This is a genomic window from Actinobacillus succinogenes 130Z (assembly GCF_000017245.1).
GTDB lineage: Bacteria > Pseudomonadota > Gammaproteobacteria > Enterobacterales > Pasteurellaceae > Exercitatus > Exercitatus succinogenes.
In genome coordinates, this window is record NC_009655.1 from 483,195 (window position 1) to 497,214 (window position 14,020).

A 14,020-nucleotide genomic window follows, 5' to 3' on the forward strand; every position below is an offset into this window, starting at 1 on the left:
TATGATTGATTTTTTGTTCCTGTTTTCCAAATCTCCCCCGATGGCGCGCGCTTCCCGACGCGAGCTTTTTTATATCTTAAATTAAGCACGCGTCAGGAGACGCGCACTATCGTAGTGTAACCCCTAAAGTGCGGTCGTTTTTTTAACAGTTTTGACAAATCCGATCTTGATCACGGATAGTCGGCAGTGAATTTTCTATAATAAGAAAATTAAGGAGACTAAGATGAATGATTGTATTGGTAAAAGATTAGATAAGTTAATCAACGAATCGCAGGATGAGGTGTTGAAGCGGGTTGTGGGGCAGATTCTCGAGCAAAATGGAAAAGCCCGGATTTCACAGGATTGGGTTCGCCGATGTGGTGACGATTTCAATCTTACGGCGGTAGAGCTGGCGTTGCGTTGTTTGCCTGTTGCCGCTTGTTATGCGTCGGCGCCCGTTTCGCATTTTAACGTAGGGGCGGTTGCCGTCGGGCAGTCCGGCGCATTCTATTTCGGGGCGAATCAGGAATTTTCGGGCGATGCGGTGCAGCAAACGGTTCATGCGGAACAAAGCGCGGTCAGCCATGCCTGGTTGGCGGGGGAAGTTGCGCTGACGGATATGGTGGTGAATTACACGCCTTGCGGTCATTGTCGCCAGTTTATGAATGAATTGAATAGTGCCGATCGGCTGCAAATTCATTTGCCTCACAGTCGGAATAATCGGTTGCACAGCTATTTGCCCGATGCCTTCGGGCCGAAAGATTTGAATATCAGCCGCGTTTTGTTTGATCCGCAACCGCATTCCTTCGGTTTCACTCATGCTGATCCGCTGGTTCAGGCGGCGGCAGATGCCGCGGAACAGGCTTATGCGCCGTACAGTCGGGCGTTGAGCGGCGTAGCATTGCAAGTGGGAACGCAGAGCATAACGGGGCGTTATGCGGAAAATGCGGCATTTAATCCCAGTTTTCTGCCGTTGCAGTGTGCCTTGAATTATCGGCGTTTAAGCGGTTTGTCCGACGTGCCCGTCAGTCGGATTGTTATGGCGGAAAGTCAAGGCGGCTTAAGTCACCGAAGTATTACGGAACAGCTTGCGCACAGTTATTTGGGATTGGAAATCGAATATTTTGCACTATAGCGGGCGCACTACTTAATTTTTTCAAAATAAACCGATAAAAAGAAAACCGACTTTTTCCTTTTTTGTCTGAAAAGTGCGGTGGATTTTCTCTGTGTTTGGTTATAAACGGAGGATTTTGAATCGGTCTAAAGCAGTTTTGATCAAAGGGCTCGTATTTTTTATCAACTTAAGCAATATCGGATAAATATATTTATTGATAATAATTCTCATTTATAATAACATCCCTACGATATTACTTGTTCAATCCATCCAAGGAGAAAATATGAGAAAATTCAATTTGTTGTTAACATCGTTATTGCTTGGTGCGGCGACCACGGCTTCGGCGCACAGTTTATGGGCGTTGGGCGAAAATAAAGAGGTGTTTGAGGCGGATATTCTGTACGGACACGATTTCCCGCATCCGGAAAAAATTCCGGCAAAACGCCTGTCTTTATTTGAACCGTTGAAAGTGGTGAGCCAAGACGGCACGATAACGCTGACGCAAAGCGGAGAAAATTACCACTATAAACACAGCGCCAAACTGGGTAAAGGCACGCACATTTTGGTGGCGAATTACAAACCGACCTATTGGACGGAGAAAACCGACGGCAAATGGGAAATGGGAAAAACTCGTCAAGACGTCGCACAGGCGAAAGAATGCGGATTATACACCATGCAGGGTAAAAGTTTTGTGGTGATTGACGATGACGCGGCGTTTTCCACTCAACCGCTTGCACAGGGATATGAAATTACGCCGTTGGCACCGTTGAATGCGTTGAAAGCCAATGAGGTGGCGAAATTCAAAGTTACCCGTGACGGCGAATCGGTGGAAGGTGTGAAAGTCGTCGGCGCGCCGGCAGGGTTTGATACTGACGATTTGGAAATTCATGCGTTTTCCGCCACCACGGACGATAAAGGCGAATTCAGCTTTAAAGCGCTGACTTCCGGTCCTTGGTATTTGGCTTCCGAGGTGGAAACGCAAGGCAAAGATCCGAAAGTGTGCGATAAAGAAGTACATGAATTTACGCTCAGTTTCGCCGTGAAATAAAGTTCGGCGATATGAATTCAAAAAGTGCGGTCGGTTTTGACCGCACTTTTTTATTTCGGACATTGTAAGTTGCATGACGGATATCGCGGGGTTAAACTGATAATAAACGCGTGACTGATAATAAGGAGAAGGTATGTCGGAAGTATTTCATTTAGGCTTGACTAAAGCCATGTTGAAGGGCGCTAAAATCGCCGTCATACCGGGCGATCCGGCGCGCAGCGAACGTATTGCGCAGCGAATGGATAAACCGGAATTTCTTGCCTCGAGCCGGGAATTTACCTCGTGGTTGGGCTATCTTGAAAACGAACCCGTGGTGGTATGTTCAACGGGAATCGGCGGACCGTCGGTGTCCATTTGCGTGGAAGAATTGGCACAGCTTGGTGTCGGAACCTTCCTGCGTATCGGCACCACCGGCGCGATTCAACCCTACATTAATGTAGGCGATGTGTTGGTGACGACGGGCGCCGTGCGTTTAGACGGGGCGAGCCGTCATTTTGCCCCGTTGGAATATCCGGCAGTGGCGGATTTTTCCTGTACTAACGCGTTGTATAGCGCCGCGGTGGCGCAGGGTATTACGCCTTATGTCGGGATTACCGCGTCGTCGGATACGTTTTATCCGGGACAGGAACGTTACGATACGTTCAGCGGTAAGGTTTATCCGGCGTATCAAGGCAGCCTGAAACAATGGCAGGATTTAAACGTGATGAACTATGAAATGGAATCCGCCACCTTATTTACCATGTGCGCGGCGCTGGGCTTGAAAGCCGGCATGGTAGCGGGCGTGATCGTAAACCGCACGCAGCAGGAAATCCCGAACGAGGCGACCATAAAAAGTACGGAACAAAAGGCGGTTGCGGTGGTGATTGAAGCGGCGCGTCGGTTGATTTCCGCCGGTCGGATCGGCTAAGTGTTCCGGGGCGAAACGCTTTCGGGCGCGTGGCGGGTAAGCGATAAACCGTCTCTCAAAGTGCGATCGTTTTTTCATTGTTTTTATCCGTTTAGCGTGTAAAATCGTGCAAAGTAAACCAACAGAAAGGAAAAATCATGACAAAAATTATTCACACCGAAAATGCGCCGGCGGCAATCGGACCTTACGTACAAGCCGTGGATTTAGGCAATTTAGTGATGACATCCGGCCAGATTCCGGTGAATCCGGCAACGGGCGAGGTGCCCGCGGACATCACGGCGCAAGCCCGTCAGTCGCTGGAAAATATTAAAGCGATTATCCTACAAGCCGGTTTGCAGGTGGCGGATATTGTGAAAACCACGGTGTTTGTGAAAGATCTGAATGATTTTGCGACAGTGAACGCCGAGTACGAACGTTTTTTCAAAGAAAACAACCATCCGAATTTTCCGGCGCGTTCTTGCGTGGAAGTGGCGCGTTTGCCGAAAGACGTGGGCTTGGAAATCGAAGCCATCGCCGTGCGTAAATAATTCTCCGTAAAGGATTAAGGCTTGAGAAATCAAGCCTTTTTGTTCCTGTTGTGCTAAAATCCCGCCAATTTTTACTTCAACCGAATTCTGACATGCAACAGTTACCCATCGAAAAATACGACGAATTATTAGCGGAAAAATGTCGAAAACTGACCGCACTTTTGGCGCCTTTCGACGCGCCGGCGTTAACGGTTTTCCCTTCGCCTACCCAACATTTCCGCATGCGCGCGGAATTTCGCTTGTGGCACGATTACAGCGAAAACCGCGGCGGCAATCTTTATCACATCATGTTCGATAAAACCACCAAGCAGCGTTATCGGGTGGATCAATTTCCCGTTGCCTCGCAACTGATTAACCGCATGATGGCGACCATTTTGCCGTTGCTGAAAGAACAGGACGTTCTCAGCCGCAAGCTGTTTCAGATCGATTACCTCAGCACGTTGAGCGAGCAAATTATTGTCAGCCTGCTGTATCACAAAACGTTAACCGACGAATGGCAGGAAGCGGCGCAAGCGTTAAAAGTGCGGTTGCGGAATTTGGGATTTTCGGTACAGATTATCGGACGCGCAACCAAACAGAAAATCTGTCTGGATCAGGATTTTGTAGATGAAGAATTGTCGGTGGGCGATAAAAAGTATGTGTACCGGCAGGTGGAAAACAGTTTCACTCAGCCGAATGCGGCGCTGAACTGCAAAATGCTGGAATGGGCGATAGACTGCACCCGCGACAGTCAAGGCGATTTACTCGAACTGTATTGTGGTAACGGTAATTTTTCCATTGCCTTAGCGCAAAATTTCCGCAAAGTACTGGCGACGGAAATCGCTAAACCGTCGGTAGCGGCCGCTCAATTCAATATTGCGGCGAATCAAGTGGATAATCTGCAGATTATCCGTATGTCGGCGGAAGAATTTACTCAAGCCGTGAACGGCGTGCGGGCCTTTAACCGCCTGAAAGGCATTGATTTGCAGGCGTACGAATGCCACACTATTTTTGTGGATCCGCCGCGGGCGGGATTGGATTCCGACACGGTGAAACTGGTGCAGAAATATGATCGTATCCTGTATATTTCCTGCAATCCGCAGACCTTATGCGAGAATTTGCAGATTTTAAGTCAGACTCACCGTATCGAACGGGCGGCGTTATTTGATCAATTCCCGTATACCGAACACATGGAAGCGGGCGTGTGGCTGATGCGAAAATGATGATTCAATTACGCAGCGAAATAAAAACGGACGAAAATCTGACCGCACTTTTTCGCCGGCAATGCGAAGCGGCGGGCTTAATTCATGACGAAACCAGTCCGCTGGCATTAGTACAAGCGGCTATGGGCGAGCATGATTGGCGTTTGGAATTGCGCAAATTAGACGAACCCAAATTGGGCGCGGTATTTGTGGATTTTGCGGGCGGCGTTATGGCGCACCGGCGTAAATTCGGCGGCGGACGCGGTGAAGCGGTGGCGAAAGCCATCGGCGTGAAAGGGGAGGAATTGCCCACGGTGATTGATGCCACCGCCGGTCTGGGGCGCGATGCCTTCGTGTTGGCGTCCGTCGGCTGTCGGGTGCGTTTGGTGGAGCGCCATCCCGTAGTTCGTCTGTTGTTGCAGGACGGTTTACGCCGTGCTTACGACGATTCCGAAATCGGCGAGAGCATGCGTCGGAATATGCAGCTGCTGACGGTTAACCATATTGCCGAACTCGATCCCGCCCGGGATTTTGCCGACGCCGTGTATCTTGACCCCATGTATCCGCATAAACAGAAATCGGCGCTGGTGAAGAAAGAAATGCGCGTGTTTCAGCATTTAGTGGGTACGGATTCGGATGCGGACGCACTGCTTGAACCTGCGCGAAAGCTGGCGCGTAAACGGGTGGTGGTGAAACGCCCGGATTATGCGGGATTTCTGGCGCAAACCCCGCCGCACTTTTCGCGCGAAACCAAAAATCACCGCTTCGATATTTATCTTCCGCTTATTTAGGACGGAGATGACGTTATGCGAACCGAATTGCGAAAAAATCCGCCTGAAAAATCTCCGTCAGCCGACCGTTCCGGCGAAAAACGGGCGCGAAACGCAGCTTATCGAGCCAAAAGTGCGGTCGGTTTGCGTAACGATTTTCATCGTAAAAAAACAGCGCCGGATTTGGCGCAAACTCAAGTTGTTCTGTTCAACAAACCTTTCGATGTATTGACGCAGTTTACCGATGAAAGCGGGCGGAAAACCCTGAAGGATTTTATTCCCGTGCCCGGTATCTATGCCGCCGGACGGCTCGATCGAGACAGCGAAGGTTTGCTGATTTTAACCAATAACGGCGAGTTGCAACACCGTTTGGCCAATCCTAAATTCAAGCTGCCGAAAACTTATTGGGTGCAAGTGGAAGGACAGCCGACGGAGGCGGATTTAGAGAGGTTGCGTCGCGGCGTGGAATTAAAGGACGGTATGACCAAGCCGGCAAAAGTGCGGTCGATTGCCGAGCCGGATTTATGGCAGCGCGTGCCGCCTATTCGCGAACGGAAAAACATTCCTACCGCCTGGCTGGAAATTCAGCTCGGCGAAGGCAAGAATCGTCAGGTTCGCCGTATGACGGCGCATATCGGTTTTCCCACCTTGCGTTTAGTGCGGGCGGCAACCGCCGGATTGACCTTACACGGTCTGCCGAGCGGGCAGTATCGCGAACTGACGGAATCGGAAATAAAACGGCTGTTTCGCCGGTTAGGACTTCGATAGATTAATCTTTTCGGTTTTAGCGGTATTTATTTAAAAATTTGTAATAGGGAAGTCCGATTTTCAGTACCGGATCTTCCCCGGTTACCGCCGTAAAGCGACGGAATTTTGAGTTCTTCGAATATGCGTAAACGGCGATGGCGGCATGTCGTGCGGTGATACGGGGTTTACCGGTGATAATCGTCACTTGCTCATCGCGGAGCCGCAGATCTATTAAGGGAGAAGTTCAAAAATCCGTACCCTTGCGTTCAGACAGGCTTTGCCAGCCCTAAACAATAGTTGAGCGAGCGTAAAGAGCCGCGAATGTGCTCCTGATGGGCGAAATTTAGCATAATATCGGTTGAATTCAGGGTGGAAAAGGCGGCATTAAGGCTTGCGGCGGAAATTCCGGCGATTTGATTTTCACCCTGAATTTAAGTTCCGACTGCCGTCGTGTGTCAAGAACGCAGTAGTTGCGCTATCTGCCGGAACGGTGTCGGAAGCGGGCGGACTGTGTTATAATCGGTACGGATTTTATCCCTTATCCGAGCAAACGAACGATGTACGGTTTGTTTTTTCCTTTTTTAAAAGAATAAACCGAGTCAAGGGGGAAAATCATTGTTTTTTGACCGCACTTTATCTCGATTAGGAGTTCTCCCGTGAAAAAATCCTTATCTTGTTGCCTGAAAAGTCTGATGGTTTCGGCCGTCGCGCTGTTTTCCGCGTCCTGTTGGGCGGAGGTAATCCGTATTTATAACTGGACCGATTATATTCCTTCCGATTTAATTTCCAAATTTACTCGCGAAACCGGTATTGATGTGAATTATTCCACTTTCGAAAGTAACGAGGAAATGTATGCGAAACTGAAACTGCTGAAAAATACGGGGTATGATTTAGTGTTTCCCTCCAGTTATTACATCGGTAAGATGGCGGGAGAAGGTATGCTGGAGAAAATTGATCACAGTAAACTGAGTAATTTTAAACAGATTCCGGTCAATTTGCTGTATAAGGATTTTGACCCGAATAACGATTATTCGCTGCCTTATGTGTACGGATTAACCGGCATCGGTGTCAATAAAAGCGTTATCGACCCGGCGAAAGTAACCAGTTGGGCGGATTTGTGGCGGCCGGAATACAAAGGACAGGTGTTGTTAACCGCCGATGCGCGCGAAGTATTTCATATCGCCTTATTATTAAACGGTCACTCGCCGAATACCCAAAATGAAGAGGAGATTAAAGCGGCATACGAATGGTTGACCAAACTTCTGCCGAATGTGGCGACTTTTAATTCCGATACGCCGGAATTACCGTATATTCAGGGCGAAGTGAATTTGGGTATGATTTGGAACGGTTCGGCCTATACGGCGAAACGTGAGAATCCGGATATTGAGTTTGTTTATCCGAAAGAAGGCGCTATTTTCTGGATGGACAATTACGCTATTCCGAAAGGGTCGAAACATGTGGAGGCGGCGCACAAATTTATCGATTTCATGTTGCGTCCGGAACATGCGAAGGTGGTTATCGAACGTGTAGGCTATTCTATGCCGAATGAAGGGGTGAAGGCCCTGTTAAAACCGGAAGACGCGGCGGATCCGTTACTGTTTCCTCCGGAAAACGAAGTAAAAAAAGGTATTTTTCAGGCTGATGTAGGGGATGCCGTAGATACTTATGAAAAATACTGGAATCGCTTAAAAACTGATAATTAATCAAGCAAAGCTGAAACACACCTTACGGGCGGTTTCAGCTTTTATTTTATCCGTTAAGGAGAAAATCATGAAAAAACTGACCGCACTTGCAACGCTCATAGCTTTGGCTGGCAGCGTACAAAATGCGATGGCGCAAACAGAACGGAATCAATGTCTGGCGTTAAAGGACGTTGTCATTCCGAATACACAGATTACCTCCGTAAAATGGTTTGCGGGCGGTATGCTGCCACCGGACGAACAATCCAGTTTCACCGGTACCGCCGAGAACCAAACGAAAGCGGCGGCGCATTGCGTGGTAAACGGTGAGATTGAAAAATATCAGGGGGCGGACGGTAAACCCTATGCTATCGGTTTTCAGTTACGTTTGCCGCAGCACTGGAATAAAAAATTCCTGTTTCAGGGCGGCGGCGGGCTGGACGGTTTTGTGGCGCCGGCGGTAGGTGCCGTGCCGGTACGCGGTTCCGGTGCGGTGCCGGCGTTGATGCGCGGTTATGCGGTAGTAACTATGGACGGCGGACATCAGGGGGCGGGCGATACGGCGTTTACCGCGGATCAGCAGGCGCGCTTGAATTATGCCTACGCGTCCACCGGCAAGGTGACAACGACGGCTAAACAGCTGATTGAGCGAATGTATCAAGCTCAGCCCGAACACAGTTATTTTATGGGCTGTTCCAACGGCGGGCGGGAAGCCATGAATGCCGCTATGCGTTATCCGTTGGAATTCGACGGCGTAGTGGCGGGCAATCCGGGGTTTCGTTTATCCCGTGCCGCCATGGGAGAAGCCTGGGATAATCAACAGTTTATGAAATTTGCGCCGAGTAATGAACAAGGCGAGAAAATCGTAGCGAACGCACTAACTCAGGCGGATTTGGACGCTGTCGTCAAAGGCGTGCTCGCCCGCTGCGACGGGAAAGACGGCTTAACGGACGGTATTATTAACGCATGGGAAAGCTGCGATTTCAAACCGGAAATGGTAGAAAACGAAATCGGGGCCGAAAAAGTGGCGTTGCTGAATGCTATTTTCAACGGTGCCAAAAACAGCCGCGGCGAAAATGTGTACAGTTCCTGGCCTTATGATGCGGGAATCAATACGCAAGGCTGGCGCCAGTGGAAACACGGCGATTCACAAACGGCGCAACCGAATTCCCGCAATTTCACCATGGGGGCGGCAAGTCTGAAGGAATATTTTATGACTCCGCGCAATCCGGATTTTGATACGATGAAATTCGATTTTGATAAAGATCCTGCCAAAGTCATGCAGATTTCAGGTATTAACGATGCGGATAAAACGGATTTATCCACCTTCCAGTCCCGCGGCGGTAAGATGGTTATCTTTGAGGGAGTGTCCGATCCGGTTTTCTCCGCCCATGATTTACGGGATTGGTATAAGCAGTTGCAGACAGATATGCAAAATGCCGATCAATTTGCCCGCGTATTTATGATTCCCGGCATGAATCATTGCGGCGGCGGGCCGGCATTTGAGGATATCGATCCGCTAACCGCCTTAGAGCTGTGGGTGGAAAATGATCAGGCTCCGACGTATTTGCTGGGTAAAGCCGGTAAGGCGTTACCGGATAAAAACAAGACCATGCCTATTTGTGCCTATCCGCAGATTGCCACTTACAAAGGGGGCGATGTCGGCAAAGCAGACAGTTTTGAATGTCGTTAATTAATTTTCCGATTAAGTGCGGTCAAAATTCTTGTTATTTTGACCGCACTTTTCCTTTTTTAGATAAAAACAAAGCGTAAAAGTTTCATTTTCTCCTTTCTTTCTATATTTTTATTTTAAAATAAATCATTATTTTATTTCGAAATAAAAGTTTTGTTCTGTTTTGTGATCTTTGTCACAGTTTAATCTTTTATTTTGAAATATTATTAGCTCACTAATTAATCATAGTGATTGATTGGTGGTGTTTTAACTTTTAAATTGAAACTTTGGAGATTGTGTTATGGAATATATCACATACGGTGCGGAATGGTTTATCGGATTATTCCAAAAGGGCGGAGAAACACTGGTAGGAATGATATCGGGAATTTTACCGCTTCTTATCTCGCTTTTGGTGGTGATGAACGCGCTGATTAAATTTGTCGGTCAGGAACGGATTGAACGTTTGGCGCAACACAGTGCGAGTAATCCTATTTCTCGTTACCTGATTTTACCGGTTATCGGTACGTTCGTTTTCTGTAATCCGATGACATTAAGTTTAGGACGTTTTTTACCGGAACGGTATAAACCCAGCTATTACGCCGCGGCATCTTACAGCTGTCATTCTATGAACGGGTTATTTCCGCATATTAATCCGGGAGAATTATTCGTTTATTTGGGTATCGCCAGCGGGCTGACCACTTTGGGTTTGCCGCTCGGACCTTTAGCCGTCAGTTATTTGCTGGTCGGGATGTTTACTAACTTCTTCCGCGGCTGGATTACCGATTTTACTACGGCGTATTTTGAAAAACGGATGAATATTCAGTTAGACCGTGAAGTACATTTAGGTAAATAAATTCAATATGTTGGGTTCGAATATAAAACTTCGGACCGAACGGAGGTAGCAAAAAATGGCAACAAAATCCATTCTTATTGAAAAAGGCAACGGTGGTTGGGGCGGTCCTTTAACCTTGCCGGTGACGGACGGTAAAAAGATTCTTTATATGACGGCAGGCACGCGTCCCGCTATTGTAGACAAATTGACGGAATTAACCGGCTGGGAAGCCGTGGACGGCTTTAAAAACGGAGAACCGCCGGCGGAAGAAATCGGCATTGCAATTATTGACTGCGGCGGCGTGTTGCGCTGCGGGTTATATCCGAAACGCCGTATTCCGACCATTAATATTCATGCTACCGGTAAATCCGGGCCGTTAGCGGAATTTATTGTAGAAGATATTTATGTTTCTGCGGTGAAAGAAAACAATATCAAACTGATTGAAGGCGACGGAACGGAAACGGTACCGACCGCAACCGTTGAAACCGAATCGGCGGATAACGGGAAAAGCGCGGTTAAAGATTATGACAGTTCGAAAAAAATTACTGAACAAAGCGATGGTCTGCTCGCCAGAATAGGGATGGGAATGGGTTCCGTTGTAGCGGTATTTTTTCAAGCCGGACGGGATACCATCGATACCGTATTAAAAACCATTCTGCCGTTTATGGCGTTCGTCTCCGCTTTGATCGGCATTATCATCGCCTCCGGATTGGGTGACTGGATTGCCAACGGTTTAACTCCGTTGGCGGGTAATCCCATCGGCTTGGTTACATTGGCGCTAATCTGTTCTTTCCCGTTGCTCAGCCCGTTCTTGGGGCCGGGCGCGGTGATAGCTCAGGTTATCGGGGTATTAGTAGGTACACAAATCGGTTTGGGCAATATTCCGCCTGCCTTAGCGTTACCGGCATTGTTCGCGATTAACGCACAAGCTGCCTGCGACTTTATTCCCGTCGGTCTTTCCATGGCGGAAGCCAAACAGGATACCGTGCGGGTAGGCGTCCCTGCGGTGTTGGTCAGTCGGTTCTTAACCGGTGCGCCGACGGTTCTTATCGCTTGGGCGGTTTCCGGTTTTATTTATCAATAAATGAAGCGCGGAACGGAACCATCCGTCCGCACGAAAGAATATAACGGAACGGTTCATCGTTCTTGTAAGAGGAAAGCAAATTATGACGGTTATTTATCAAACTACCTTTACCAAAGTAGGAAATTTTGCCCGCGACGCTTTAGAGGAAGGCATGCTGATTACCTTTAAACAAGGCGCACCAGCGGATTTAGAGGATTATTGTTTTATTCACAGCCACGGCGTATTGGATACCGATATACGGCAGGGAGACATCGCCGAGTTTGACGGCGTGGATTATCCCGTCACCGCAGTGGGCGAAGTGGCTTCTTTCAATTTGAAGGAATTGGGACATGTTACCTGGCGTTTCGACGGTGCGGAACATGCGGAGTATCCGGGCACGATTCATGTTCGCGGCACGATTCCAAGTGCGGTCAAAGAAGGCAGTGTTTTACGGATTAAACGCGGTGAATAGTCACCGCATAAGCGAATTGATGAAAATTTAATATAGGAAAATAAATTATGAACAATGTTAAAAAAGTAGCGGTTGTGGTGGGCGGCGGTCAAACTTTAGGCGCATTTTTATCCGAAGGACTGGCGGATGCCGGGTATCGTGTGGTGGTCGCGGATTTAAACGGCGATAATGCCGGCGCCGTGGCGGCGGTCATTAACGGCAAATACGGCGCGGATAATGCGCTGGGCGCACAAGTGGATGCAACCAATGAATCCAGCGTAGAAGCCCTGGCGAAAGCCACCGACGATAAATTCGGACGTGTGGATTTACTGGTTTACAGCGCCGGTACGGCAAAAGCGTCGCCAATCTGGGATTTTGCATTGAAAGATTTTAACGTTTCCGTTAATGTGAACTTAATCGGTTATTTTTTATCGGCTAAACATTTTTCCCGTTTAATGATTCGCGATGGCATTAAAGGACGGATTATTCAGATTAATTCCAAATCCGGTAAAGTAGGCAGTAAATTTAATTCCGGTTACAGTGCGGCGAAATTCGGCGGTGTCGGGTTAACCCAATCTTTAGCCTTGGACTTGGCGGACAAAGGCATTACCGTACATTCCTTAATGTTGGGTAATTTACTGAAATCGCCGATGTTCCAGTCGTTAATTCCGCAATATGCGAAAAAACTGGGCATTCCGGAAAGCGAAGTGGAACAGGTTTATATCGACAAAGTGCCGCTTAAACGTGGTTGTGACTATCAGGACGTGCTGAATGTGTTAAAATTTTATGCCAGCGAAGAAGCGTCTTATTGCACGGGACAAATGATTAACATTACGGGCGGTCAGGTCATGTTCTAACCTTTATTTTACGGTCAGGCGGGCGATTTACCCGCCTTTATTTCAGGAGGATGTTATGCAACTCTATCTCGATACGGCAAACCTCGAAACCATTAAAAAATTTCACCGCACTTTACCGCTGCAAGGCGTAACCACCAATCCCAGTATTCTGGCGAAAGAGAAACAGCCTGTAGCTGAAACTTTGCAGGCGATTCAACAGATTATCGGCGAAAACGGTCAGCTTTTTGCTCAGACACTAGGCCGTTCCGCCCGGGAAATGATAGATGACGCCTTGGCGTTACGGGAAATCGTACCGACTATCGCGGTTAAAATCCCCGTTACTCCCGAAGGTTTGGTCGCTATTAAGGAGTTAACCCGATTGAGCGTACCCGTTTTGGGAACCGCGGTATACGGTGCGGCGCAAGGATTTTTAGCAGCCTTGGCCGGCGCCGTATATATCGCCCCTTATGTGAACCGTATCGATGCACAGGGCGGCAGCGGTATCGATGTGGTACGGGAATTACAGGCGTTACTGGATCAACACGCACCGGATTCTTTGATTTGCGCGGCAAGTTTCCGGACGCCGCGCCAAGCTTTAGACTGTTTACTGGCCGGTTGTCAGTCCATCACGTTGCCGCCTGATATTGCGCTGGCTTTCTTGAATGATCCGGCGGTATTTGCCGCCGTGGAAAAATTTGAAGCGGACTGGCAAAATGCGTATCAACGCAGTACATTGCTGTAACGGAATATGTCTTTGAATATATCGGTTATGTGTTTTTGAAACATTTGTAAGTTTTTTAGCAGATGTTTTTAATAAATTTCTTTTAATTTGTGAGATAATCTATGCAGAATGCAACAAATGCGTTGATTTTATTGGCTGTAATAGCCTGGTTACTGCAAATAGTCTTGGGTTGGTTGCAGGTTAACCGGTTTAATCGCGCATTTGGATGGCTGAGCGAGCAGGGCAATGTGGGGATAGGCCGTACCCGAGGGCGGTTTAAAGCTAAGGTGGTCATTGCGCTTGCTTTCGATGAAAACCGCCGAGTGGCGGATTCGATCATGATGAAAGGCTGGACGGTGTTCAGTAAACCCCGCTCCGTTCCGCCTTTAAAAGGATTACATTATGATGACATCCGTCCTCAGGTGATTTTTCCGAATGATAAAAATGCACAGGAAGCTCTGTCTGAGGCACTCCGATTAAAATAGGCACATTT

Annotated in this window: 15 protein-coding genes; all 15 read left to right on the forward strand. The window is 48.2% G+C overall.

Going from position 1 to position 14,020, the window contains the following annotated elements; all coding sequences use genetic code 11:
• Positions 1-223 precede the first annotated feature (223 nt).
• The 15 genes from cdd to gutM all read left to right on the forward strand — a co-directional run bounded on the left by cdd (position 224) and on the right by gutM (position 14,012).
• On the forward strand, positions 224-1,114 hold the full coding sequence (gene cdd / locus ASUC_RS02210) for a cytidine deaminase (protein ID WP_012072187.1): 891 nt from the start codon (positions 224-226) through the stop codon (positions 1,112-1,114).
• A gap of 262 nt (positions 1,115-1,376) precedes the next feature.
• Positions 1,377-2,141: a DUF4198 domain-containing protein gene (locus tag ASUC_RS02215; protein ID WP_012072188.1), complete on the forward strand. Its 765-nt coding sequence runs from the start codon at positions 1,377-1,379 to the stop codon at positions 2,139-2,141.
• A gap of 133 nt (positions 2,142-2,274) precedes the next feature.
• A complete protein-coding gene (gene udp / locus ASUC_RS02220) occupies positions 2,275-3,048 on the forward strand; it encodes a uridine phosphorylase (RefSeq protein WP_012072189.1) in 774 nt (257 codons plus the stop codon).
• A 137-nt stretch (positions 3,049-3,185) separates the two neighbouring features.
• On the forward strand, positions 3,186-3,575 hold the full coding sequence (locus ASUC_RS02225; protein ID WP_012072190.1) for a RidA family protein: 390 nt from the start codon (positions 3,186-3,188) through the stop codon (positions 3,573-3,575).
• 92 nt (positions 3,576-3,667) lie between these two features.
• Positions 3,668-4,777: a tRNA (uridine(54)-C5)-methyltransferase TrmA gene (trmA, locus tag ASUC_RS02230; RefSeq protein WP_012072191.1), complete on the forward strand. Its 1,110-nt coding sequence runs from the start codon at positions 3,668-3,670 to the stop codon at positions 4,775-4,777.
• Positions 4,774-5,547 (forward strand): class I SAM-dependent methyltransferase, encoded by a 774-nt coding sequence (locus tag ASUC_RS02235; protein ID WP_012072192.1) that lies wholly within the window; start codon positions 4,774-4,776, stop codon positions 5,545-5,547. The genes trmA and ASUC_RS02235 overlap by 4 nt, the downstream gene beginning before the upstream one ends.
• 15 nt (positions 5,548-5,562) lie before the next feature.
• Positions 5,563-6,294, forward strand: coding sequence for a pseudouridine synthase (locus tag ASUC_RS02240; RefSeq protein ID WP_012072193.1), 732 nt, complete (start codon positions 5,563-5,565; stop codon positions 6,292-6,294).
• Between the two features lie 635 nt (positions 6,295-6,929).
• Entirely contained in the window at positions 6,930-7,976 is a 1,047-nt protein-coding gene (locus tag ASUC_RS02245) for an extracellular solute-binding protein (protein ID WP_041834596.1), read from the forward strand.
• Between the two features lie 67 nt (positions 7,977-8,043).
• Positions 8,044-9,645 (forward strand): tannase/feruloyl esterase family alpha/beta hydrolase, encoded by a 1,602-nt coding sequence (locus tag ASUC_RS02250; RefSeq protein WP_012072195.1) that lies wholly within the window; start codon positions 8,044-8,046, stop codon positions 9,643-9,645.
• Between the two features lie 280 nt (positions 9,646-9,925).
• Positions 9,926-10,477: a PTS glucitol/sorbitol transporter subunit IIC gene (gene srlA, locus ASUC_RS02255; protein WP_012072196.1), complete on the forward strand. Its 552-nt coding sequence runs from the start codon at positions 9,926-9,928 to the stop codon at positions 10,475-10,477.
• A gap of 55 nt (positions 10,478-10,532) precedes the next feature.
• The gene (gene srlE / locus ASUC_RS02260) at positions 10,533-11,540 is read left to right on the forward strand and encodes a PTS glucitol/sorbitol transporter subunit IIB (RefSeq protein WP_012072197.1); all 1,008 of its coding nucleotides are present in this window, start codon (positions 10,533-10,535) and stop codon (positions 11,538-11,540) included.
• A gap of 82 nt (positions 11,541-11,622) precedes the next feature.
• Complete coding sequence (gene srlB, locus ASUC_RS02265; protein WP_012072198.1) at positions 11,623-11,991, forward strand: PTS glucitol/sorbitol transporter subunit IIA; 369 nt, start codon at positions 11,623-11,625, stop codon at positions 11,989-11,991.
• 47 nt (positions 11,992-12,038) lie between these two features.
• Complete coding sequence (gene srlD, locus ASUC_RS02270) at positions 12,039-12,827, forward strand: sorbitol-6-phosphate dehydrogenase (RefSeq protein ID WP_012072199.1); 789 nt, start codon at positions 12,039-12,041, stop codon at positions 12,825-12,827.
• A gap of 55 nt (positions 12,828-12,882) precedes the next feature.
• Positions 12,883-13,548: a fructose-6-phosphate aldolase gene (gene fsa / locus ASUC_RS02275; protein ID WP_012072200.1), complete on the forward strand. Its 666-nt coding sequence runs from the start codon at positions 12,883-12,885 to the stop codon at positions 13,546-13,548.
• A 101-nt stretch (positions 13,549-13,649) separates the two neighbouring features.
• Positions 13,650-14,012 carry a transcriptional regulator GutM gene (gene gutM / locus ASUC_RS02280; RefSeq protein WP_012072201.1) on the forward strand — a complete coding sequence of 121 codons (363 nt, stop codon included), beginning with the start codon at positions 13,650-13,652 and terminating at the stop codon, positions 14,010-14,012.
• Positions 14,013-14,020 lie beyond the last annotated feature (8 nt).

What these genes read in the sequence shown, in the direction of transcription:
- cdd (WP_012072187.1), top strand. Translation starts at nt 224, where the DNA reads ATGAATGATTGTATTGGTAAAAGATTAGATAAGTTAATCAACGAATCG.
- ASUC_RS02215 (WP_012072188.1), top strand. Translation starts at nt 1,377, where the DNA reads ATGAGAAAATTCAATTTGTTGTTAACATCGTTATTGCTTGGTGCGGCG.
- udp (WP_012072189.1), top strand. Translation starts at nt 2,275, where the DNA reads ATGTCGGAAGTATTTCATTTAGGCTTGACTAAAGCCATGTTGAAGGGC.
- ASUC_RS02225 (WP_012072190.1), top strand. Translation starts at nt 3,186, where the DNA reads ATGACAAAAATTATTCACACCGAAAATGCGCCGGCGGCAATCGGACCT.
- trmA (WP_012072191.1), top strand. Translation starts at nt 3,668, where the DNA reads ATGCAACAGTTACCCATCGAAAAATACGACGAATTATTAGCGGAAAAA.
- ASUC_RS02235 (WP_012072192.1), top strand. Translation starts at nt 4,774, where the DNA reads ATGATGATTCAATTACGCAGCGAAATAAAAACGGACGAAAATCTGACC.
- ASUC_RS02240 (WP_012072193.1), top strand. Translation starts at nt 5,563, where the DNA reads ATGCGAACCGAATTGCGAAAAAATCCGCCTGAAAAATCTCCGTCAGCC.
- ASUC_RS02250 (WP_012072195.1), top strand. Translation starts at nt 8,044, where the DNA reads ATGAAAAAACTGACCGCACTTGCAACGCTCATAGCTTTGGCTGGCAGC.
- srlA (WP_012072196.1), top strand. Translation starts at nt 9,926, where the DNA reads ATGGAATATATCACATACGGTGCGGAATGGTTTATCGGATTATTCCAA.
- srlE (WP_012072197.1), top strand. Translation starts at nt 10,533, where the DNA reads ATGGCAACAAAATCCATTCTTATTGAAAAAGGCAACGGTGGTTGGGGC.
- srlB (WP_012072198.1), top strand. Translation starts at nt 11,623, where the DNA reads ATGACGGTTATTTATCAAACTACCTTTACCAAAGTAGGAAATTTTGCC.
- srlD (WP_012072199.1), top strand. Translation starts at nt 12,039, where the DNA reads ATGAACAATGTTAAAAAAGTAGCGGTTGTGGTGGGCGGCGGTCAAACT.
- fsa (WP_012072200.1), top strand. Translation starts at nt 12,883, where the DNA reads ATGCAACTCTATCTCGATACGGCAAACCTCGAAACCATTAAAAAATTT.
- gutM (WP_012072201.1), top strand. Translation starts at nt 13,650, where the DNA reads ATGCAGAATGCAACAAATGCGTTGATTTTATTGGCTGTAATAGCCTGG.